Origin of the sequence: Saccharomonospora sp., assembly GCF_027317685.1 — a bacterium.
Taxonomy (GTDB): Bacteria; Actinomycetota; Actinomycetes; order Mycobacteriales; family Pseudonocardiaceae; genus Saccharomonospora.
In genome coordinates, this window is the sequence record NZ_DAHVQP010000134.1 from 106,889 (window position 1) to 127,925 (window position 21,037).

Sequence of the window (21,037 nt, forward strand, 5' to 3'; positions counted from 1 at the left end):
TCCAATGCGGAGAGTGGTCAGTCATTCACCGGAACGGCTTCCGAATCGGAACCGCGGCCGACCTTCAGACCGACCACTGTGGCCAGACTGACCAGGCACAGGCCGGTGATGTACAGCGCCAGCGGGGTCGACGAACCGTACGCCCCGTAGAGCGCCGTCGCGATGATCGGCGTGAGCGCGCCACCGATCATGCCGCCGATCTGGTAGGCGATGGAGATTCCGCTGTAGCGCACCCGAACGCCGAAGATCTCGGTGAACAGGCCGCCCTGCGCGCCCGCCATGATGCCCTGCACCACCGCGGCGACCATGAACGCGACCATCGCGAGCCCCACTTCGCCCGTGTTGACCAGCGCGAACATGGGGAACGGCCACACGACTCCCGTGAACGCCCCGATGGCGTAGACGAGCTTGGAACCGAACCGGTCCGACAACAGCGCCGCGAAGACGATCGTGATCATCCACAGGATCGTGGAGGACATGATCAGCATCAGCAGTGTGCTGCGCTCGTAGCCGACCTCCGTGGTCCCGTACGTGAGCATGTACACGGTGACCGTGTAGCCGACCGCGGGCGGGGCGATGGCGGCGAGACTGCCCAGCACGAGGTTGCGGGGGTGCTGCTTCAACAGCTCCACGAAGGGAACCTTGCTGACCTTGTTCTGCTTCTTGACCTTCTCGAAAGCGGGAGCGTCCTCAAGCTTGCTGCGCACGAGGAACCCGACGATCACGAGCACGAAGCTGAACAGGAACGGGATACGCCAACCCCACGACAGGAAGTCGTCGTCCGGCAGGCCGGACACGGCCAGGAACGCCAGATTCGAGGTCAACACACCCATCGGCACGCCGAACTGGGCGAAGCTGCCGTAGATCGCGCGCCGCTTCGGAGTCGCGTGTTCGGTCGCGATGAGCACCGCGCCACCCCACTCGCCACCGACACCGAAGCCCTGGATGAGGCGGAGGACGACGAGCAACAGCGGTGCGGCGACACCGATGGCGGCGTACGTCGGCAACAAGCCGATCAGGAACGTCGAACCGCCGGTGAGCACCAGAGTCAGGACCAACATCGGCTTACGGCCGAGCCGGTCACCGAAGTGTCCGAACAACGCCGCACCCAGCGGCCGGGCGATGAATCCCACGGCGAAGGTCCCGAACGCCGCAAGCGTTCCCGCGACCGACGAGAACTCCGGATAAAACAGCGTTCCGAATACCAGCGCGGCGGCGGTACCGAAGATGTAGTAGTCGTACCACTCAATCGAAGTGCCGACGAAACTCGCCGCGAAGATGCCCTTCTTCGGCGGTCCGCTCTTCACCTGAGTACTCGAGCTTGTGGTAGCTGCGGATGTCTGCACGGCTGCGTACTCCTCTGGACGCTAAGAACTGCGTGCTCGATGGACACGGCACAGCACGGGAAACCTGTGTGTCTGTATGCGTCTGCCGGTCCCCGATATCCAAGTCGCTAAATGCTCGAAAGACGCGAGTCCACTGACGCGCCTGCATGACGTCTTCGGTGGTATCGCCGCTACGTCATATGTCGCGCCTCATCCCACCGTCCCGGTGAGGGAAAACACGCTGGAAGTCACAAGTGGGCTCGCGAGTGCGCGGACTACCTTGGATCTCAAAATATTCCACCGTGGGGGAAGGGTGGACCCTTCGACCTTGCAGGGGAAGAACAATGAAGTCTTTCGCCGAAATCAAAACCGACCTGTTCGTCGACGGTGAGGTGCGTACCGCCGACGACGTACTCACGGTGATCGACCCGGCCGACGGTGAATCCGTCGTGGGACACGCCGCCGCGGCGAGCGCCGAACAGGCCACCGAGGTCGTCGCGGCCGCGCACCGGGCCTTCCCGGAGTGGGCGGCGTTGTCGCCGCAGAAGCGGGCGGAGCTCATCACCGAGGCCCTACCCTCCCTGGAGGCCGACAGGACGGCCACGGCCGAGATTCTCACGCGGGAGAACGGCAAGATCCTGCCCGAGTCGATAGCCGACTCGTTCGTGTTCGCCCACCGGTTCAAGCTGGCCACCGACCTCGCCGACGAGGTGGAAGCCGCAAGAGAACTCCCGGCCCCGCCCTACCGCACCCGCATCGCCTACCGCCCCCTCGGTGTGGTCACGATCATCGTTCCGTTCAACTGGCCGCTGGCCATCCTCGCCGCGGCCCTACCGTACGCGCTGCTCGCGGGCAACACCGTGGTGGTGAAGCCGCCACCGACCGCGCCGCTGGCCACCGTCCGCACGGTGCAGCTCGTCGCGCAGTCGCTCCCACCAGGCGTGCTGAACGTCGTGACGGGCACCGACGCGGAGATCGGCCCCGCGCTCATCCAGGACGACCGGGTGAAGAAGGTCTGCTTCACCGGCAGCCCGGGCGGCGGCAAGAAGATCATGTCGATGGCGGCGGAGTCACTGACCCGTGTGGCACTGGAGCTGGGCGGCAACGACCCGGCGATCGTGCTCCCCGACGCCGAGCTCGACGACGACGCCATGCGGCGGCTCTACTCCGGCATCTTCGACTCCACCGGCCAGATCTGCATGGCCGTCAAGCGGCTCTACGTGCACCGTTCCCGCTACGACGAGGTAGTCGAGGGACTGTCGGAGCTGCTCGCCGCCACGCGCCTGGGCCACGGGCTGCGCGAGGACGTCACCATGGGCCCGCTGCACAGCGCCCGACAGAAGGAGTACGTGCAGGAACTCCTCGCCGACGCCACCAAGGCGGGCGCGCGGGTCGAGGAGTTCGGACAGCCCGCGCCGGATACGGACCTGTCCCGGGGCAACTTCCTGCGTCCGTCGCTCGTCCTCGACCCGCCCGAGAACTCCAGGGTGGTGCAGGAAGAGCAGTTCGGGCCGACCGTGCCGATCCTGCCGTTCGACTCCGAGGACGACGTCGTGGCACGCGCCAACGACAACTGGGCGGGCCTGGCGTCGTCGGTGTGGACCCGGGACCTGGACCACGCCGCCGCGCTCGCCGGCCGGTTGCACGCGGGCTACACGTTCATCAACGCCCACAGCGCGGCCAATCTCGACGAACGCGCACCGTTCGGCGGGTTCAACCACAGCGGCATGGGCCGCGAGATGGGGCTCGAGGGCCTGCGGGAGTTCATGGACACCCACGCCGTCGGAATCCCGGCGGAGTAAGACGGCAGCAGGAGCCGATAAGTCGCAATAGGACAGTTCTAGTGCGACAGTGAAGTCCGGCGGCCCGAAGTCAGGGCTTGCGCGCCACGATGCAGCCGAAGAAATGTTCCGTCGCGGTGCGCGGGCGCAGCTTCGGGCCGTCCGGCCACCACTCGTCACACAGTGAGGCTCGGGGCTCCTGGCCCGGGCCCGGCGGCACGATCTTCCAGCCTTCGACGACGCGTTCGAGTTCCTCGCGGGTGCGGAACGTCCCCGACCCCATCGAACTGTTCAACGCCACCTGCTCCAACTGCCGGGCCGTCGGAGACAGCTCGGGAGTCTGCGGGTCCAGCAGGTGCGAGAACACCACGTAGGAACCGGGCGCCAACGCGTCCAGATACTCGCGCATCATCTCGGCGAGATCACCCGTGTAGTGGTGCAACGTGCTGACCTGGAGCAACGCCATGGGGCGGTCGAAGTCGAGGTATCCGGTGACCGTGCTGTGGCCGAGCACTTGGGCGGGCTTGAAGATGTCCGCGTCCACCATGTGCGTGTACTCGTTGTCGACCAGCAGCGCGTTGCCGTGTGCGAGCACGACCGGATCGTTGTCGACGTACACCACCTCGGCCGAGTGGTGGTATCGCTGAGCGATCTGGTGGGTGTTCTCAGCGGTCGGCAGGCCCGACCCGCAGTCGAGGTACTGCGTGATCCCGGCGTTGATGGCGAGGAATCGCACGGCTCTGACGAGGAAGTTCCGGTTGGCCCAGGCCAGCTCCTCGATCGCCGGTGTCACGGCACGCGCCTGTTCGAGCACCTGTCTGTCGACGGCGTAGTTGTCCTTGCCACCGAGCGCTGCATCGTAAACCCGGGCAATGCTGGCTTTGGTCTGATCAACCTTGACCGGAACGGACTCCGGATCGAGCACCTGCTCCTCAGCCATTCGGGCTCCTCGGCCTGATCTTGCTCACGGTTGGGCTACACCGTAGTAGCTTCAGGGGAGCTCGCGCACTCAACTGTCCGATGGAATCGGTGAGCGGGCTTCCCACGCCGCCGAAAGGTCGGCATGCTGCCGCACCCAGGTGTGCATCACGATGCCGGCCGCCACGCCCGCGTTGATCGAACGCGTACTGCCGAACTGCGCGATCGACACCACCAGCTCCGCCGCCTGCTGTGCCTCCTCGGACAACCCGGGTCCTTCCTGCCCGAACAACAGCACGCATTCCCTCGGCAGACGTACCGTCTCCACCGGGTGCGCCCCCGGGGTGTTGTCCACGGCGACGATCGCCAGACCGTGCTCGGCCGCGTACTCGACGAGTCCTGCGACCTGCGGATGGTGGTGCAGGTGCTGGTAACGGTCGGTCACCATCGCACCACGCCGGTTCCATCGGCGTCTGCCCACGATGTGCACGGCGGCCACGGCGAAGGCGTTGGCAGTACGTACAACCGTGCCGATGTTGTGGTCGTGTTGGAAATTCTCGATCGCGACGTGGAACGGGTGCCTGCGCGTGTCCAGGTCCGCCACGATCGCCTCGCGACGCCAGTAGCGATACGCGTCGACGACGTTGCGACGGTCACCGTGCCTCAACAGTTCGGGGTCGTACCGGTCGTCCTCGGGCCACGGGCCCTCCCACGGCCCCACACCGACCTCGTGCCGGTAGGTCCACTCGGTCGGCCCCACCGGTTCGGTCGTTCCTTCCGAGATGTCCTGACTCATCCGACCGTCCACACCGCCATTGTGCGTGGCGGCGCGGGCCGTGTTTCCCACCGGGCGCGCTACCTCACACAGGATTCGGCGGGGACGACGGGTGGGCGTCGACGGCGGGTCGCCAAGGACTGTTCTCGTCGGTACCGAACTGTGACAGTCGCGCGTACGACGCATATCCCCGCATCACCCCTGCTCGCAAGGTCGCCATACCTTCCGTCGGGGCAGGAAAGCGATTGCTAGTCTGCCTCCAGCTCCGGCAGCGCGGCGCCGACGTTCGCGCGCGATCTTAAAAGCATCGGGGCTGCCCGCCTTTCTCTCGCCGCTACCGCGGACGGGCGGAGCACACGGCTGACCGCAAGGAGCACGAAAGTGATTTGGTGGGAGCTGGCCCCCGCCGTGGTGTGCACCGCCGCCATCGTCTTCCTCCCCGGATACCTGGTCGCCCGAAGCTGGGCAGTCACCGGGCTCGCCGCCCTCTGCATGGCCGCCCCGGTGTCGATCGGCCTGGCGGCCGGTATGGCTGTGCTGGGCCAGTGGGTCGGCCTGGCCTGGAACATCTCACTGGTGGCGGGTGCGGCGGTCACGCTGGCCCTGGTCGGACTACTGATGCGGGCGGTGGCTCCCAAGGCACTGGGACTCCGAGAACGCAAGCCCAGGTCACTGCGGTCCCGATGGACACTTTTAGTGCATGCCGGCGCCTTGCTCATCCCCGCGGTGCTGTTGCTGCGCGGCCTGACGCGGATGATCGGCGCCCCGGAGAACATCTCCCAGACCTACGACAACATCTTCCATCTCAACGCGGTCCGCTTCATCCTCGACTCCGGGTCGGCTTCCTCGCTCACCTTGGGCGGGATGTACAGCGACGGCGCCACACCGTCGATGTACCCGGGGGCCTGGCACGGCCTCGTCAGTCTGGTCGTGCAGGTCAGTGGAGTGTCGATCCCCGCGGCGGTGAACGCGGTGACCCTGGTCGTGGGGGCGCTGGTCTGGCCGATCTCGTGCATCTTCCTGGCCACACGTGCGACCGGTACCCGGCCGGTGCCGGTGTTGTTCGCGGGAGCGTTGTCGGCCGTTTTCGGCACCTTCCCCTACCTCATGGTCGACTTCGGGGTGCTGTACCCGTTCTTCCTGTCGTTGGCGCTGCTCCCGGCCGCGCTGGCGTTGGTGGCGATGGCCACCGGTGTCGGTATGCGCGACGGCACGCCACGCTGGCTCGCCGCGCTGGTGCTGGTCCCGGTGGCCGTGGGAATGGCGTTGGCTCACCCCAGCACGTTCCTGGCGCTGGCGGTGTTCGCCGTGCCGATCCTGGTGGTCGCCCTCGTCCGATACCGCCGGGGCCTGGCGGCCGAACGGAAGGCCACCCTGCGGTACTACGGTCTGATCCTGCTGCTGCTCGGGTACCTGGCCGTCGGGGCGGTGCTATGGCTCCGGCTGCGCCCCTCCGACGCGGCCTCCTCCTGGTCTCCGGTCCAGACCATTCCGCAGGCGTTCGGGGAGGTCGTCGCCGCGGGCCTCGTCGAACAAGGACCGACCTGGGTGGCGTTCTTCCTGACGTTGGTCGCCTTCTACCTGGTCACGCGCCGACGGTTCAGCTGGTGGGTGTTCGGCGTCTATCTGCTCGCCGCAGGCCTGTTCATCATGGTCTCGGCGGTGCGGGGGGACAGTCCGTTGCGGGACTTCCTCACCGGGGTCTGGTACAACGACACCCGCCGGCTGGCGGGACAACTCCCCATGATCATCGTGGTGGTCTGCACGATCGCCGCCACCTGGCTGTTCAGCCGTTCGATCGACGCCCTGTCGTCCCGCTTCCCCGCGCTCCGTGCGTCCAGCTCGACCTCGACCACCTCTCCGCGCGTCTCCGCGGTGGCTTTCGTCGTGGCGGCCGCTCTGGGCGTGGCCGGGCAGTTCAGCTCGGTCAACTTCGCGATAGCGGACGGAATGCCGAGTTATCAGGTCCACGACGAGGCACCGGTCCTGTCCCCCGACGAGTACGCCTTGCTCGAACGGCTCGACGAACACGTACCGCCGGACGAGAAGATCATCGCGAACCCGTGGACGGGTACGGCGCTGTCCTACGCGATCGCTGGACGACGCACCCTCACCCCTCACGTCGGGGGCACGATCCCGCCCGAGGCCCAATTCGTGATGGACAACCTCGACGAGATCGACACCGATCCTCGGGTCTGCTCGACGATCGAGCGCCTGAACAGTCACTACGTCCTCGACTTCGCCGGACCACAGGTACACAACAGGAACGTGTTCTTCGAAGGACTCGCCTCCCCTGCCGCCAACCCGGGCCTGACCAAGGTCGATCAGGAAGGAACGGCGGCGACGTTGTACCAGGTCACCGGTTGCTGACACGGGCGCCGATAGACTCCGCGTCCATGCGAATCCTGAGCGTCGTCGGGGCCCGTCCGCAGTTCGTCAAGCTCGCCCCGATCGCGAACGCGATGCAGGGCGAGGCCGAACACCTGATCGCGCACACCGGTCAGCATTACGACCACAACATGAGCGACGTGTTCTTCGCGGAACTCGGCATACCGAAACCCGACTTCAACCTCGGCATCGGGTCCGGCAGACACGGAGAACAGACCGGTGCCATGTTGGCGGGCCTGGAGAAGGTCATCTCCGAGGTCGCTCCGGATTGGGTACTCGTCTACGGGGACACGAACTCCACGCTCGCCGCGGCGCTCGCCGCGGTGAAACTGCACGTGCCCGTCGCACACCTGGAAGCGGGTCTGCGGTCGTTCAACCGGCGCATGCCCGAGGAACACAACCGAGTCCTCACCGACCACGCGGCCGACCTGCTGCTCGCGCCCACCCGGATAGCGATGGAACACCTCGCCGCCGAGGGACTCGCTAAGCGCAGCATCCTGGTGGGCGACGTGATGACCGACGTGCTGTACCAGGTACGGGATCGCGTAGCTGGTACGCCCTTGCGGCTGGGCGCGGCGGTAGAACCCGGCCAGTACTACATCGCGACCATTCACCGGCCCGACAACACCGACGACCCGGACCGGTTGCGCGCCATCATCGACGGCATCGCGAAGGTCGGTAAACCCGTCGTGCTGTTGGCCCATCCGCGCCTGCGAGACCTCGCGCAGCGGCACGGTATCCCGCTCGACGTGGGTTCCATCGTGGTCTCCGAGCCGGTCGGCTACCCGGAATTGGTCAACGCGGTCGCACACAGCGCAGGCGTGATCACCGACTCCGGCGGGCTCCAGAAGGAAGCCTTCCTGCTCCGGGTCCCGTGCACCACGATCCGGCCGGAGACCGAGTGGGTCGAAACCGTCGAAATCGGCTGGAACGTGTTGGTGGACAAGGACTTCGGCGAGTTGACCGCCACTGTGGAACGTCCCCGTCCGGCGGAGACCGACGCCGCCCCCTACGGCACGGGCCAGGCCGCCGAAACCGTGGTACGGGCGTTGCTGGAGCGAGCCTGACCGGGTTCGGTTCGGACACTCACCGAGCGAGTCGGCCGGAAGTGATCCACTGCGCGGCCTTCCGGCCAGTGGTGGCCAGAGAAGCGTTGTCTCGCGCCCAGTTCACCAGGTGGTCCCGATCGTGGGGTTGGCCGTCGAGCAACGCGAGCATCTGCGCCGCCACCGACTCCGGTGTGTACTCGGCGACCTGGCCGAGCGCATTCTCCCGAAGCAGATCCGAGCTGGCACCTGTCCCGGCGAACAGCACCGGAGTGCCACACGCGACAGCCGCGTAGATCTTCGTCGGCTTCGCGAAGTCGTACCCCTGGCCCGGCACGATGCTGACCAGAGCACCGGTGGCCCCGCTGATCCACCGCGCCGCCTCGGCGGGCGGCACCACACCACCGAACTCCACATTGTCCGGTGCGAGCCTCGCCGCGAGCTCACGCAACTCCGGTTCGGCCGCCCCTTGCCCGAAGAACCGCAGCCGGACCTCCGGATGCTTTTCCAGCACGATCGGTAGGGCACGAATGAAGACGTCGGCTCCTTGCCATTCCGACATCGTGCCGGTGTAGACGAAATAGGGCGCGTCCGGCGAGGAAGAGTCCTCGATCGGCTTGAACACGTTCGTGTCCACGCCGTTGGCCACCACGGCGACTCGTTCGTCCGGAACACCGAACTCACGCACTCGCTGCGCCACCCCGTCGGACACCGCGACCACCCCGCGCGCGCGGCGCAGGGTGAACCGTTCCAACGCACGCATCAACCCGGTGACGGGCTTGGGCGCGTCGATGGCGGCCAGCGCATCGGACCAGATATCCGCGGCGTAGTAGTAGAACGGAACGCGCTTGAGCAGGCATGCAATGGCTGTCACCACCCCGGTGCTGGGCGGCGGCTCGGCGATCACCACGTCGGCCGAGCGCAGCAGCAACCGCGGAAGCAGCGGAACGTCGTAGCTGGCGTACTGCACATAGCCGCGCACGTTCCCGCCCGCATCGCGCAACACCGGCCATCGGTGCACCGCGTAGTTCGGGAACTCCTGCCTCGCCGCTGTCTTGGGAGGCTTCGTGGTCAACACCGTCACCTGGTGACCGGCCTCGGCGAGCCCGTCCGCCAGCGCCTTGAGCCGGAAGGCCGCGGCCGCCACCTCGGGTGCGAACATCCTGGTGACAAGCACGACCTTCATTCCGTCACCTCCGTGGTCGCGGACCGCAGCAACTCCTCCGCCACGCGCAGCGTGTTGAGGCCTTCCTGCAGGGTCACCACGTCGTTGCCGACCCCGAGGACCGCGTCCCGGAACTTCTCGTGTTCCACGCGCAACGGCTCACGCTTCTGGATGGCGAACCGGGTCATGTCCCCTTCGGACACACCGCGGAAGTTCGCCACCGAGTCCCACTCCGACCGGACCACGCCGTTGGCGTGGAAGGTGAGGTCGGCGGTCAGGGTGTCGGCGACGAACGCGCCCTTCTCACCGGTGACCACGGTGACCCGTTCCTTCATCGGGGAAAGCCAGTTGACCAGGTGGTTGGTGATGATGCCGTTGGCCAGCCGCCCGGTCGCGGCCACCATGTCCTCGTGCGGGCGCCCGGAACGGGTGGTGGTCTGCGCCGCCACGGTGGCGTACTCCGACTGCGCCAGCCACGCCGTCAGGTCGATGTCGTGGGTGGCGAGGTCCTTGACCACGCCCACGTCGGCGATCCGCGCCGGGAACGGGCCCTGCCTGCGCGTGGCGATCTGGTAGATCTCGCCGAGTTCACCGGCGGCCATGCGGTCCCGCAGCGACTGCAACGCCGGGTTGTACCGCTCGATATGGCCGACGGCACCGACGATGCCCTTCGCGGCGAACGCCTTGACCAGCCTGTCACCGGCCTCGACGCTGTGCGCGATCGGCTTCTCGATCAGCGTCGGCACCTCCGCCTCGGCGAGCATGAGGCCGATCTCCTCGTGCATGCCGGTGGGCACCGCGCACACCGCCATGTCGATGCCGATGTCGATGAGCTGTTCCACACTGCTCAACACGGGCAGGTCACCGGCCACGCCGTGCGGGTCGCCGGTGGCGTCGGCGACCGCGACCAGGTTCAGTCCCTCGACCTCCCGGATCACCCTGGCGTGATGGCGGCCCATCATGCCGAGCCCGATCAGTCCCACTCGCAGTTCGCTCATGATCACGCTCCCGCCTTCGCCAAGGTGTTCACCGCGGTGACGATGCGCTCGCGGTCGCGGTCGGTCAGCGACGGGTGCACCGGCAGCGACACGACGGTGCGGGCGGCGCGCTCGGTGTTGGGCAGCTCGTCGGACCGGCCGAACGACGGCAACCGGTGGGTCGGAATCGGGTAGTAGACGCCGGAACCGATATTGTACTCGTCTTTCAGTGCGGCGACGAATCCGTCCCGATCCTCGGGCACGCTGATCGTGTACTGGTGGTAGACGTGCACCGCGTCCTCGGCGACCGCCGGCACGCCGACGCCCTCAAGGTGTTGGTCGAAGAACTGCGCGGTGGCCTGCCGGGTCTTGGTCCAGTCACCGATCTTGGTCAACTGCACGCGCCCGATCGCGGCGTGCAGGTTGGTCATCCGGGCGTTGAACCCGACGAGCTCGTTCTCGTACTGCCGCTCCATGCCCTGGTTACGCAGCAGGCGCAGGGCCCGTTCCACCTCCGAGTCCGAGGTGGAAACCATGCCGCCCTCACCGGAGGTCATGTTCTTGGTCGGGTAGAGACTGAACATCGCGAACGTGCCGAACGTGCCGACGGGCTTACCGGCGAGGCTGGCCCCGTGGGCCTGGGCGGCGTCCTCGTACAGCGCCAGCCCGTGTCGCTCGGCCAGGCTCTGCAAAGCGGGCATGTCCGCCGGATGCCCGTAGAGGTGGACCGGCATGATCCCCTTGGTGCGCTCGGTGATCAGCGTGGCCACGTGTTCCGGGTCCAGACAGTAGTGCGTGAGTTCGATGTCGGCAAAGACGGGCGTCGCGCCGGTCAGTGCCACGGCGTTCGCCGTGGCCGCGAACGTGAACGAGGGCACGATCACCTCGTCACCGGGGCCGACACCCGCGGCCAGCAACCCGAGGTGCAGACCCGAGGTACCCGAGTTGACCGCCACGGTCGGCCTTCCGTCCAGCAGGACCTGGCTGAACTCCTCTTCGAATGCGGCAACCTCGGCGCCTTGGGCCAGCATCCCGGAACGCAGCACGGCGTCGACGGCCTGACGTTCCGCGTCACCGACGATCGGCTTGGCGGCCGGTATGAACTCCTCGCTCACGCGACGTCCTCAAGATCGTTTCGGAAAGAATTGTTCGGGTTCACTGTATTCCTGCTTCGGCTCCATCTTGGCAGCGGCCGAGACACGCCGAAGGTCGTACAGCGTGATCGACATCAACCCGGCAGGTGCTTTCGAGTCGGAAACGGATAGCCGGATACTGTGCAATCCATGCCCGTGCCCGAGAGCAGCACCGACGGTACCGACACCCGGGTCGAGCTCATCGGCCACCGTCGCTCTCTGCTGACCCGCCCCGATTCGCGTACGGACGCGGTGTCGCTGCCACCAGCCCAGCGCGGCGTGGTCTCCGCCATAGGGCTTGCGGTGCAGGGACTGATTCGGTTCGTCTACAGCCTGCTGGTCGGCCGCACCCTGCCCGCCGGTTTTCTGTCGGCGACGAACAGCGCGATCTCCACCGCGATGCTCGCCACGATGTTGTGGCCCACCTCCCTGGGGGCGGCGGCGGCCAAGTTCGTGGCCCGAGAGGCGGGTGACATCCCGACGCGGGCGGCACTGACCCGTTTTCTGGCCCGGCTGTCCTTACTGACCTCGGCTGTGCTCGGAGTGTTCGCCGGGGCGCTGAGCTACTTCGTGCTCGAACCGGGCGAACTCGTGACCGGGTTGTCGGTCGCACTGCTGACCGTCGGAATGTCGGGTCACACCTTCGTGCGCGGCGTGCAGTACGCGACCGGACGGGTGTTGCGGGCCACGGTGTGGGACGCGCTGTCCTTCGTCGTCGCCGTGGCAGGTCTGGTGCTGGTGCTCGTGTTCGACTGGCACGCGGCGCTGCTTCTGCCGCTGACCGCCGGTTACCTCGTCTACACGGTGGCCGGTTGGCCCCGGTCCGGCTCAGGATCGATCCGACGGGAACTACGCACCGAGATCAACCGGTTCGTGGCGTGGGGTGTCCTCGGCTCGTTGGCCACCGGTGGATTCCTGCAACTGACCATGGTGTTGGCACGCCAGACCGGTGACGCGGTGAGCGCCGACGCCTACGCGGCGGCCCTGACCCTGGCCACTCCCGCCTCGATGATCGGTTCCGTGCTGAGCCTGCTGCTGCTGCCCGCGTTGTCCGGCGCGGTCGGGCGCGGTGATCTCCACGCCGTGCGGCAGTACACCGACCTCGCACAACGCACCTTGATCACCGTGGTCGGCGGTGCCTTCGGGGTTCTGCTGGTGGGCAGCAGGCTCCTCGTCGGCCTGGTGTGGCCACAGCTGTCCGAGGCGGTCCCGGTCCTGGAGGTGCTGCTCCTGGCCACCTTCCTGCTCACAGTGTCCACTGTGACCAGTGAGTCCATCAGGTCCTACAGCAGGCACGGCGCGCGAGCCGTGGCACTGATCCGCACCGCCGGACTGGTGATCGGGCTGGGCGTCGGGATAGCCCTGCTTCCCGAACTGTCGGTGACGGGCATCGCGCTCGGCTACCTCGCGGGCATGGCGGTCACCGGTTGCGTGCCCGTCGTCCTGGTCTGGCGGCGGGACCGGCACCGTTGGGCGCCTCTTTTCCTCCGCGTTCTGGCCGGGGCGGTCCTGGCGGCCGTGCTGATACTGCTGCGCCCCGACACCGGGCCCGGCTGGCTCGACCTCGGGATGATCGTGGTCTTCGCGCTCGGCTGGATGCTTCTGCACCGCGGCGACCTGATGACCGTCGCCCGGCGCTCCACGGGCGCTCGGGCTGCGTGACCCGCGCGGACACCCATCGCCGCGACGAGCCGGTGACCGGAAACAGCACCGAGAATGCCGCCCGCCGGCCTCCGCTAGACTCCGCGCCCATGGCCGACGGTGGGCGCATACTCTGCATCTCTTTCTCGGATATCAACCAGGATTCGCGCGTGCTTCGGCAGCTGGACGTACTCGCCGAACTCGGCGAGGTGACCACCGTCGGGTTCGGCGACAAACCGCGGGCGGCCACCGAACACCTGGAGATCGACGCGAATCTGCCCTCGCTACCCCAGACTCCCGCCGGTGTCGCCCTGCTGGCCGCACGCCGCTTCGACAAGGTCGAGTTCCTGGCCCCCGCCATTCGTGCCGCACTCGACCTGCTCTCCGGCCGACGGTTCGACGTGGTGGTGGCCAACGAAGCCCGCGCGATGGCGCTCGGCCACCACGTCGCGCAGGGCGCGCCCGTCGTCGCCGACATGCACGAATGGGCGCCGGAGGAGCGCTCGCACGTGACGTCCTGGCGGCTGCTGGTGAAACCGTTCATGACCCACCAGTGCCGCAAGTACCTGCCGAAGATGGCCGCCGTGACCACCGTGAACGACTCGATCGCCGAGCTGTACCGCGACCGGTTCGGTGTGTCCGCCCGCATCGTCCGCAACGCGGGCGCGTTCCGGGACCTGGAACCCAGCGAGATGCGAAACGGCAGGATCCGGTTGGTACACAGCGGGGGCGCTGTCCCCGGCCGCAACATCGAAGCGCTGATCGAGGCCGTCCGCAGCTTGGACGAGACCTACACGTTGGACCTCTACCTGGTTCCGGGCCGTGACGGTGGCCGGTACCTGGACAGCCTCCGCGCGTTGATCGGCGGCGACCCGCGGATCACTCTGCACCCGCCGGTCACGCCGGACGAACTCGTGCCGACGTTGAACTCCTACGACGTGGGGGTCTTCAGCCTGCCCCCGCTCACCCCCAACCACCGGTTCATGCTGCCCAACAAGATCTTCGACTTCGTGCAGGCGCGGCTGGCCGTGGTGTTCGGCTCGGCCCCGGAGACCGACCGACTGATCTCGGAGCATCGACTGGGCGCCATCGCGCGGGACGCCTCCGCCGAAGCCATGCGCGAGACCCTCGCCGCGCTGGACGAACAACAGGTCAGAACCTACAAGCAGAACGCGCACACGGCGGCCAAGGTGCTCAACTCCGCCGAGGACCGCGAGGTACTCAAGACCGTCGTAGCCGATCTGCTGCCCTGAACACGCCCAAGAGGTCCTGACACGGCATGCGACCGACGACGCTGCGAGAGCGCCCCTCCCACGAGCTGCCCACCGACCGCTCCGAGCCGCCCCCGACACCGCGTCGCGGCGGGTTCCGGCCCGAGATCGTGGGCCTGCGGGCGATCGCCGTGCTCCTGGTGGCGATCTACCACATCTGGTTCGGCAGGGTCTCCGGCGGCGTGGACGTCTTCCTGCTGCTCACCGGTTTCCTGATCACCGGTTCGCTGCTACGCATGGCGCAGCCCCACGGAAGGGTTCGGTTCGCGGCCTTCTGGAGCAGGCTGTTCAAACGCCTCTTCCCCCCGGTGGCGGTCGTCCTGCTCAGTGTGCTCGTCGCGACCTACCTGTGGCTGCCCCGAGCGCGCTGGCGCGGCACCATCGAGGAGACGATCGCCGCGGCGCTGTACCTGGAGAACTGGGCCCTGGCCACCAAAGCGGTCGACTACCTGGACCGCACCGAACTGCCCAGCCCCGTGCAACACATCTGGTCGCTGTCGATGCAAGGCCAGTTCTACCTGGTCTGGGCCGTGTTGATGGCTCTGGCGGCCTTCTTCGCGACCAGACTGCGACGAGACGTGGCGAAGGTGTGGCTCGTCCTGTGCGCCACGGTGTTCGTCGGCTCGCTGAGCTACTCCGTCTTCATCACCGAGTCCAACCAGGCCTGGGCGTACTTCGACTTCGGTGCGCGACTGTGGGAGTTCGCGCTCGGCGGTCTTCTGGCCGTGGTGCTTCCGTACCTGCGGCTTCCCGAACGACTCCGGGTGGCGTTGGGCTGGTTGGGGTTGCTCGCCCTGATCTCGTGTGGGGCGTTGCTGGACGTGTCCACGATGTTCCCCGGATACGTGGCGTTGTGGCCCGTCGGGGCGGCGATCCTCGTTCTCCTCGCCGGCACGACCGGAAACCGCTTCGGCGCCGACCGCCTTCTCACGTCGCGACCGCTGAAGTCTCTGGGAGACCTCTCGTACGCCCTCTACCTCTGGCACTGGCCGGTCCTGGTCGTATACCTCGCGGTCACCGACCGTTCGGTGGCCAGCCTCCACGGTGGCTTGGCGGTGCTGGCCGTCTCACTTTTGCTGGCGGTGTTGACCAGGACGTTGCTGGAGAAGCCGGTCAACGCCTTCACCCACTCTCGCTCCAGTGTCGGCTGGGCGATCACGGTCGTCGCGTTCTTCCTGACCCCGGTCCTCGTGGTCACGGCACTCTGGACCACGCGACTCGACAGGGAACAACACCTGGCGGCGTCGGCGGCGGACAACGTGGCCCTGTACCCCGGGGCGCGGGTACTCGTACAACCCGAACTCGCGGACCACTCGTCCTCCCCGCCGGTGCGGCCCGACCTCGCCAACGCCCGAGCCGACCTGCCGGACACCTACGAAAAGGGCTGCCACGCCACCCTCGAACAGACCGAGGCGATGGTCTGCGAACACGGCCCGGACAACGCCGAGCACAGCATCGCCGTGGTGGGCGCCTCCCGCAGCGCGCACTGGTATCCGGCTCTGCGGGAAGTGGCCGACGCCAACGGGTGGAAGCTATACAACATCACCAAAAGTTCCTGCCAGTTCAGCACCGACACTCCTTTGACGACCGACGGACAGGTCTACTCGGAGTGCCTGGAATGGCGCGAGAACCTGATGCGTGAGTTGACCGAGCTCCGCCCCGACGTCGTGCTGACCTCCTCGACTCGGGCCACCCCCGACCAGGGGGAACAAACGTTTCCGGGTTTCGTCGAGCGGTGGCGACAACTGGACGAACTCGGCATCGACGTCATCGGGGTGCGCGACCTTCCCCGCGTCGAGGCCGAGGGCGCCGAGTGCCTGTCGACCCGCACCGCCGAGGAATGCACCTCACCGGTCTCGTACAGTCACGCGCCGACCGATCCCGCACTGGAACTGACCGGTGTGCCGGACAACGTGACCTTCATCGACATGACCCCGTACGTGTGCCCCGAGAGCGAATGTCCTCCCGTCATCGGCAACGTGCTGGTCTACTACGACGATGCTCACCTGACCGCCACCTACTCCCGGACACTGGCCCCCCTGTTGGAGGACGAGATCGTCCGGGCGACGAACTGGTGAGGACCCCGGTGAAAAAAGCCCTGGTCCCCTTTCGGGGAACCAGGGCTTTTCAAGAGTTTTCGGTCGTTGTCGGTCGCCGTCAGTCGGTGGCCTCGGTCAGAACCCCGTCCGCCTCCACGTACGTGTCACCGGACACCGGGCACACCCAGCACTCCCCCTGCTGCCGCAGAGGCGCACCCGCCTTGCCGACCCAGCCGATCCGGCGCGCGGGCACGCCCGCCACGAGGCCGAAGTCGGGCACGTCCTTGGTCACCACGGCACCCGCCGCCACCGTGGCCCATCGGCCGATCCGAACCGGAGCCACACACACGGCGCGGGCACCGATCGAGGCTCCCTCGTCGACGGTGACGCCGACGGCGTCCCAATCGGAGGCGCTCTTCAGGCTGCCGTCGGGGTTGACCGCGCGCGGGTAGGTGTCGTTCGTCAGCACCACGGCGGGCCCGATGAACACCCCCGCAGCCAGCTCGGCGGGCTCGTAGACCAACGCAAGATTCTGGATCTTGCAGTTGTCCCCGACCCGGACCCCGGTGCCGATGTAGGCGCCGCGCCCGACGATGCAGTTCTCGCCCAGCTCGGCGTCCTCACGCACCTGTGCCAGGTGCCAGATCTTGGTTCCCTTGCCGAGCTTCGCGGTCTCCGCCACGTCGGCTCCGGCGGCAATGAACGACATGCTGCTCATTTCATCGATCGCGGTGGATGCTCACTACGCCTTGCCGATCACCCGGTAGGTGACGCCGGGCCAGCGGTCGGCGGAACTCACCCGGCGACCGTCGACGAAGGTCCGGACACCGGGCAGGTCGTCCGGCCCGATCTCGGCGTATTCACGGTGATCGGCCTGGACCACGGCGGCGTCGACCTCTTCTCCCAGATGGTAAGGCTCGAAACCGAACCCACGCAGTTCTTCGTCCGAGAACATCGGGTCGTGCACCAGAGCCGTCGCGCCGCGCGAACGCAGTGCCTCCACAGTGGCGAAGACACCGGAGAACGCCGTCTCCTTCACACCGCCGCGGTAAGAGGCGCCGAGCACGACGACCCGGGCACCGCTCAAGTCACCGTGCGCGCCCTCCAACAGCCCGATCGTGTACTCGGGCATGCCCGCGTTGGTCGCCCTAGCCGCGCGCACGACGCTCGCCTCCGGGTCGTTCCACAAGTACAGCCGCGGGTAGACCGGGATGCAATGCCCGCCGACGGCGATACCCGGTTGGTGGATGTGGCTGTACGGCTGGGAGTTGGCCGCCTCGATGACTTGGTAGACGTCGATACCGACCGTGGCGGCGTAACGAGCGAACTGGTTCGCCAGGCCGATGTTGACGTCCCGGTACGTGGTCTCCGCCAGCTTGGCCAGCTCGCTGGCCTCCGCCGACCCCAGGTCCCACACGCCGTTCGGGCGAGAGAGGTCCGGACGGTCGTCGAAGTCCAACACGGCCTCGTAGAACTCGATCGCCCAGCGCGCGCCCTCGGAGGACAACCCACCGATGAGCTTCGGGTATTTGCGCAGGTCCTCGAACACCCGACCGGTGAGCACACGTTCCGGCGAGAAGACCACGTGGAAGTCGGTGCCCTCCTTGAGCCCGGAGAGCTTCTCCAACGTGGGCTTCCAGCGGTTGCGTGTGGTGCCGACAGGCAGCGTGGTCTCGTAGGAAACCAGGGTGCCCTCGGTCAGGTGGCGGCCCAGTTCCTCCGTCGCGGCGTCCATCCACGCGAAGTCCGGACGGGCCTCCTCGTCCACGAACAAAGGCACGACCACGACCACCGCGTCCGCACCGGGGACCGCGTCGCCGTAGTCGGTGGTGGCGCGCAGCGCGCCCGAGGGCACCAACTCGCTGAGTTTCTCCTGCAGCCGCGCCTCACCGGGAAACGGTTCGACCGCACGATTGACCTGCTCGACGACATCGGCATTCACATCGACGCCCACGACCTCATGGCCTTTCGAGGCGAACTGAACGGCGAGCGGAAGCCCAATCTTCCCCAGGGCGATGACCGCGATCTTCACGAAAGACCGTCCCCTTCTGTGGCACAGGCGTGGGTGAGATGTGTGAGATGTCAAAACGCAGCCTAATCACACCGTGGGGCGCGGACTTCGCGCCCCTGACCACCTCCGTACCGTCTGCGATCATCGGGCTCTCGGGTACCACGCCAGTAGGTCACTCATACGGCGTACACTCTCCGACGGCGCTTCCCTCCGCCCGGTGATGCTCCTCGTGATCACGCGGAGAACAACGGTGCGACACGAGTCTTGTCGAGAGGAATCGAGTGCGGGCACTTGTCACCGGAGGAGCCGGTTTCATCGGGTCCACCCTGGTCGACCGGTTGCTGGCCGATGGACACGACGTGCACGTCGTCGACGACTTCAGCCGCGGTCGGCGTGAAAACCTGGTCGATGCGCAAGCCACCGGCAGGATGACCCTGCACGAGACGGACATCACAGCACGTGAGCTGGTCGACGTGGTGGAGGCGGCCGCGCCGGAGGTCATCTTCCACTTGGCCGCGCAGATCAGCGTGCGTAACAGCGTCACCGACCCGTTGGTGGACGCCCAGCAGAACGTGCTGGGCACACTCAACGTCCTCGAAGCGGCCCGGAAGGCCGACGTCCGCAAGATCGTCTACTCCTCGTCCGGCGGCTCCATCTACGGCGCCCCCGAACGCCTACCGGTCTCCGAGGAAGCCCCACTCGACCCGAAGTCGCCCTACGCCGCCAGCAAGATCTCCGGCGAGGTCTACCTCGGCACGTATCGCAGCCTGTACGGGCTGGACTACACCACCCTGGCGCTGGCGAACGTGTACGGACCACGTCAGGACCCACACGGCGAGGCGGGCGTGGTGGCGATCTTCGCCGACGCGCTACTCAGCGGAGGTCCGACCACCGTCTTCGGCGACGGCGGCAACACCCGCGACTACGTCTACGTGCACGACGTGGTGTCCGCGTTCATCGCGGCCGCGGGCGAACGCGGCAGTGGCAAACGGTTCAACATCGGCACCGGAATACAGACCTCCGACCGGGACCTGCACCGGTTGGTGGCCACCGCGGCCGGAGCCGCCGACAACCCCCGGTTCGCCCCTGCCCGGCTCGGTGACCTGCGGAAGTCCGCGCTGGACTCGCGTGCCGCCCAGCGCGAACTGGGCTGGCGGCCAAAGGTGGAGCTGGAAGAAGGGGTGCGCCGCACCGTCGACTACATCCGCACGCACCGCACCCCGGACGAAAAACTGCTGGTCAACCCCGGTCGCGAGCCCGTCGAGCACGCGTCCGGGGTTTTGTCAATGGACAGCCTGTTACCATGAATTTTCGCGTCTCGCCACTCGGGAGAACCAGATGAGCTACGAAGACGTCTGGGTGGTCATTCCGGTCTACAACGAAGGCCAGGTGATCGCCGACGTGGTGGAACACGTACTCGAGACCTTCCCGAACGTGGTGTGCGTGGACGACGGCTCAGGCGACGACTCCGCCGACAAGATCGCCGGCACGGGGGCTCACCTGGTACGACACCCGATCAACCTCGGGCAGGGAGCGGCGCTGCAGACCGGACTGTCCTACGCGCTGGCCCGGTCGGGCGCCGAGTACTTCGTGACGTTCGACGCCGACGGTCAACACCAGGTCAGTGACGCGGAGCGGATGATCGAGGTCGCCCGGGCGGGGGACGCGGACGCGGTTCTAGGCTCCCGGTTCCTCGAGAAGTCCGGTCAGGTGCCGTGGCTCAAACGGGTGGCTTTGCGTACCGCGGTCGCACTCAGCCCCAACGTCCGCAAGCTCCGGCTCACCGACGCCCACAACGGCCTACGGGTACTCACCCGCTCGGTCGCCGAACGGATGCGTATCAGCATGAACGGGATGGCTCACGCCTCGGAGATCGTGACGTTCCTCGCTCAGAACAACATCCGTGTCCGCGAGATCCCCGTGCGGATCCTGTACACCGACTACTCCAAGAGCAAGGGTCAGTCGTTGGTCAACGGGGTAAACATCCTGTTCGATCTGTCACTGCGCGACCGGGGGTGAATTCGTCAATGCTGGCTCAGGTCGTACTACTGGCTGCGGTCGGCGGCATCTTCCTCTACTTCGTCAGCCGCAAACACAACGTCCGCATGCAGGCGAGCAAGCGCATCGGTTTCTTCTTCTTCCTCGCCTTGAACGCCTACGCAGTCCTGTTCCCCAGTCACACGACATGGGTCGCCCACCAGCTCGGCATCGGGCGTGGAGCGGACCTGCTGCTGTACCTGCTCGTGGTGGCGTTCGTGTTCGGCATGCTGAACACCTACCTGCGCTTCCGTGGGACCACCCAGCAGATCACCGAGCTGGCACGCGCGCTCGCCATCCAGGAGGCCGAGAGGGTCAACCACCAACGTGGAGTGTTGGTGGACGAGCAGGCACCCCTTCCCCCGACCGCCGCCGCCATCCCGAACGGCAGGAACGGCAAGAACGACAACCACGTCGAAAACGGCGGACACATCAGGAACGGACACGGTGAGGACGGAGCGAGCACACCCGCCGGCGGCTCCGCGCAGGTCCCCCGGATCGAAACCCCGTCCTGACGATCGTCCGTCCCG

General features: G+C 67.0%; 17 protein-coding genes. 9 read left to right on the forward strand and 8 right to left on the reverse strand.

Annotated elements, in window-relative coordinates; translation table 11 throughout:
* Positions 1-17 precede the first annotated feature (17 nt).
* Positions 18-1,307 carry an MFS transporter gene (locus M7H19_RS16680; protein WP_298182478.1) on the reverse strand — a complete coding sequence of 430 codons (1,290 nt, stop codon included), beginning with the start codon at positions 1,305-1,307 and terminating at the stop codon, positions 18-20.
* A gap of 362 nt (positions 1,308-1,669) precedes the next feature.
* On the opposite strand from M7H19_RS16680, the gene M7H19_RS16685 reads away from it, so the two are divergent.
* Complete coding sequence (locus tag M7H19_RS16685) at positions 1,670-3,127, forward strand: aldehyde dehydrogenase family protein (RefSeq protein WP_298182480.1); 1,458 nt, start codon at positions 1,670-1,672, stop codon at positions 3,125-3,127.
* Positions 3,128-3,197: 70 nt separating this feature from the next.
* Here M7H19_RS16685 and M7H19_RS16690 read toward each other — a convergent pair whose 3' ends face one another.
* Positions 3,198-4,046, reverse strand: coding sequence for an SAM-dependent methyltransferase (locus tag M7H19_RS16690; RefSeq protein ID WP_298182482.1), 849 nt, complete (start codon positions 4,044-4,046; stop codon positions 3,198-3,200).
* A 69-nt stretch (positions 4,047-4,115) separates the two neighbouring features.
* Positions 4,116-4,820 (reverse strand): RNA methyltransferase, encoded by a 705-nt coding sequence (locus tag M7H19_RS16695; RefSeq protein WP_298182568.1) that lies wholly within the window; start codon positions 4,818-4,820, stop codon positions 4,116-4,118.
* Positions 4,821-5,180: 360 nt separating this feature from the next.
* On the opposite strand from M7H19_RS16695, the gene M7H19_RS16700 reads away from it, so the two are divergent.
* Both M7H19_RS16700 and wecB read left to right on the forward strand, forming a co-directional pair.
* Entirely contained in the window at positions 5,181-7,169 is a 1,989-nt protein-coding gene (locus M7H19_RS16700) for a DUF6541 family protein (RefSeq protein WP_298182484.1), read from the forward strand.
* A gap of 26 nt (positions 7,170-7,195) precedes the next feature.
* Positions 7,196-8,254 carry a UDP-N-acetylglucosamine 2-epimerase (non-hydrolyzing) gene (gene wecB / locus M7H19_RS16705; protein ID WP_298182486.1) on the forward strand — a complete coding sequence of 353 codons (1,059 nt, stop codon included), beginning with the start codon at positions 7,196-7,198 and terminating at the stop codon, positions 8,252-8,254.
* A gap of 19 nt (positions 8,255-8,273) precedes the next feature.
* Here wecB and M7H19_RS16710 read toward each other — a convergent pair whose 3' ends face one another.
* From M7H19_RS16710 to M7H19_RS16720, 3 genes are read right to left on the reverse strand one after another with little or no spacing between them, the layout of a single operon-like run.
* Entirely contained in the window at positions 8,274-9,419 is a 1,146-nt protein-coding gene (locus M7H19_RS16710; protein WP_298182488.1) for a glycosyltransferase family 4 protein, read from the reverse strand.
* Positions 9,416-10,396 carry a Gfo/Idh/MocA family oxidoreductase gene (locus M7H19_RS16715; protein WP_298182490.1) on the reverse strand — a complete coding sequence of 327 codons (981 nt, stop codon included), beginning with the start codon at positions 10,394-10,396 and terminating at the stop codon, positions 9,416-9,418. Before M7H19_RS16715 ends, M7H19_RS16710 begins: the two co-directional genes overlap by 4 nt.
* A gap of 2 nt (positions 10,397-10,398) precedes the next feature.
* On the reverse strand, positions 10,399-11,490 hold the full coding sequence (locus tag M7H19_RS16720) for a DegT/DnrJ/EryC1/StrS family aminotransferase (protein WP_298182492.1): 1,092 nt from the start codon (positions 11,488-11,490) through the stop codon (positions 10,399-10,401).
* Between the two features lie 168 nt (positions 11,491-11,658).
* On the opposite strand from M7H19_RS16720, the gene M7H19_RS16725 reads away from it, so the two are divergent.
* The 3 genes from M7H19_RS16725 (at position 11,659) to M7H19_RS16735 (ending at position 16,498) form a co-directional block, all read left to right on the forward strand.
* Positions 11,659-13,170 carry a hypothetical protein gene (locus tag M7H19_RS16725; protein ID WP_298182494.1) on the forward strand — a complete coding sequence of 504 codons (1,512 nt, stop codon included), beginning with the start codon at positions 11,659-11,661 and terminating at the stop codon, positions 13,168-13,170.
* Between the two features lie 149 nt (positions 13,171-13,319).
* A complete protein-coding gene (locus M7H19_RS16730; protein WP_298182496.1) occupies positions 13,320-14,402 on the forward strand; it encodes a glycosyltransferase in 1,083 nt (360 codons plus the stop codon).
* Between the two features lie 26 nt (positions 14,403-14,428).
* Positions 14,429-16,498 carry an acyltransferase family protein gene (locus tag M7H19_RS16735; RefSeq protein WP_298182498.1) on the forward strand — a complete coding sequence of 690 codons (2,070 nt, stop codon included), beginning with the start codon at positions 14,429-14,431 and terminating at the stop codon, positions 16,496-16,498.
* Between the two features lie 79 nt (positions 16,499-16,577).
* Here M7H19_RS16735 and M7H19_RS16740 read toward each other — a convergent pair whose 3' ends face one another.
* Both M7H19_RS16740 and M7H19_RS16745 read right to left on the reverse strand, forming a co-directional pair.
* Entirely contained in the window at positions 16,578-17,168 is a 591-nt protein-coding gene (locus M7H19_RS16740) for an acyltransferase (RefSeq protein ID WP_298182500.1), read from the reverse strand.
* 33 nt (positions 17,169-17,201) lie between these two features.
* On the reverse strand, positions 17,202-18,491 hold the full coding sequence (locus M7H19_RS16745) for a nucleotide sugar dehydrogenase (RefSeq protein ID WP_298182502.1): 1,290 nt from the start codon (positions 18,489-18,491) through the stop codon (positions 17,202-17,204).
* A gap of 260 nt (positions 18,492-18,751) precedes the next feature.
* Here M7H19_RS16745 and M7H19_RS16750 point away from each other — a divergent pair, with 260 nt between their 5' ends.
* From M7H19_RS16750 to M7H19_RS16760, 3 genes are read left to right on the forward strand one after another with little or no spacing between them, the layout of a single operon-like run.
* A complete protein-coding gene (locus M7H19_RS16750; protein ID WP_298182504.1) occupies positions 18,752-19,777 on the forward strand; it encodes a GDP-mannose 4,6-dehydratase in 1,026 nt (341 codons plus the stop codon).
* A gap of 31 nt (positions 19,778-19,808) precedes the next feature.
* Positions 19,809-20,489 carry a glycosyltransferase family 2 protein gene (locus M7H19_RS16755; protein WP_298182506.1) on the forward strand — a complete coding sequence of 227 codons (681 nt, stop codon included), beginning with the start codon at positions 19,809-19,811 and terminating at the stop codon, positions 20,487-20,489.
* A gap of 8 nt (positions 20,490-20,497) precedes the next feature.
* On the forward strand, positions 20,498-21,022 hold the full coding sequence (locus M7H19_RS16760) for a DUF2304 domain-containing protein (RefSeq protein ID WP_298182508.1): 525 nt from the start codon (positions 20,498-20,500) through the stop codon (positions 21,020-21,022).
* Positions 21,023-21,037 lie beyond the last annotated feature (15 nt).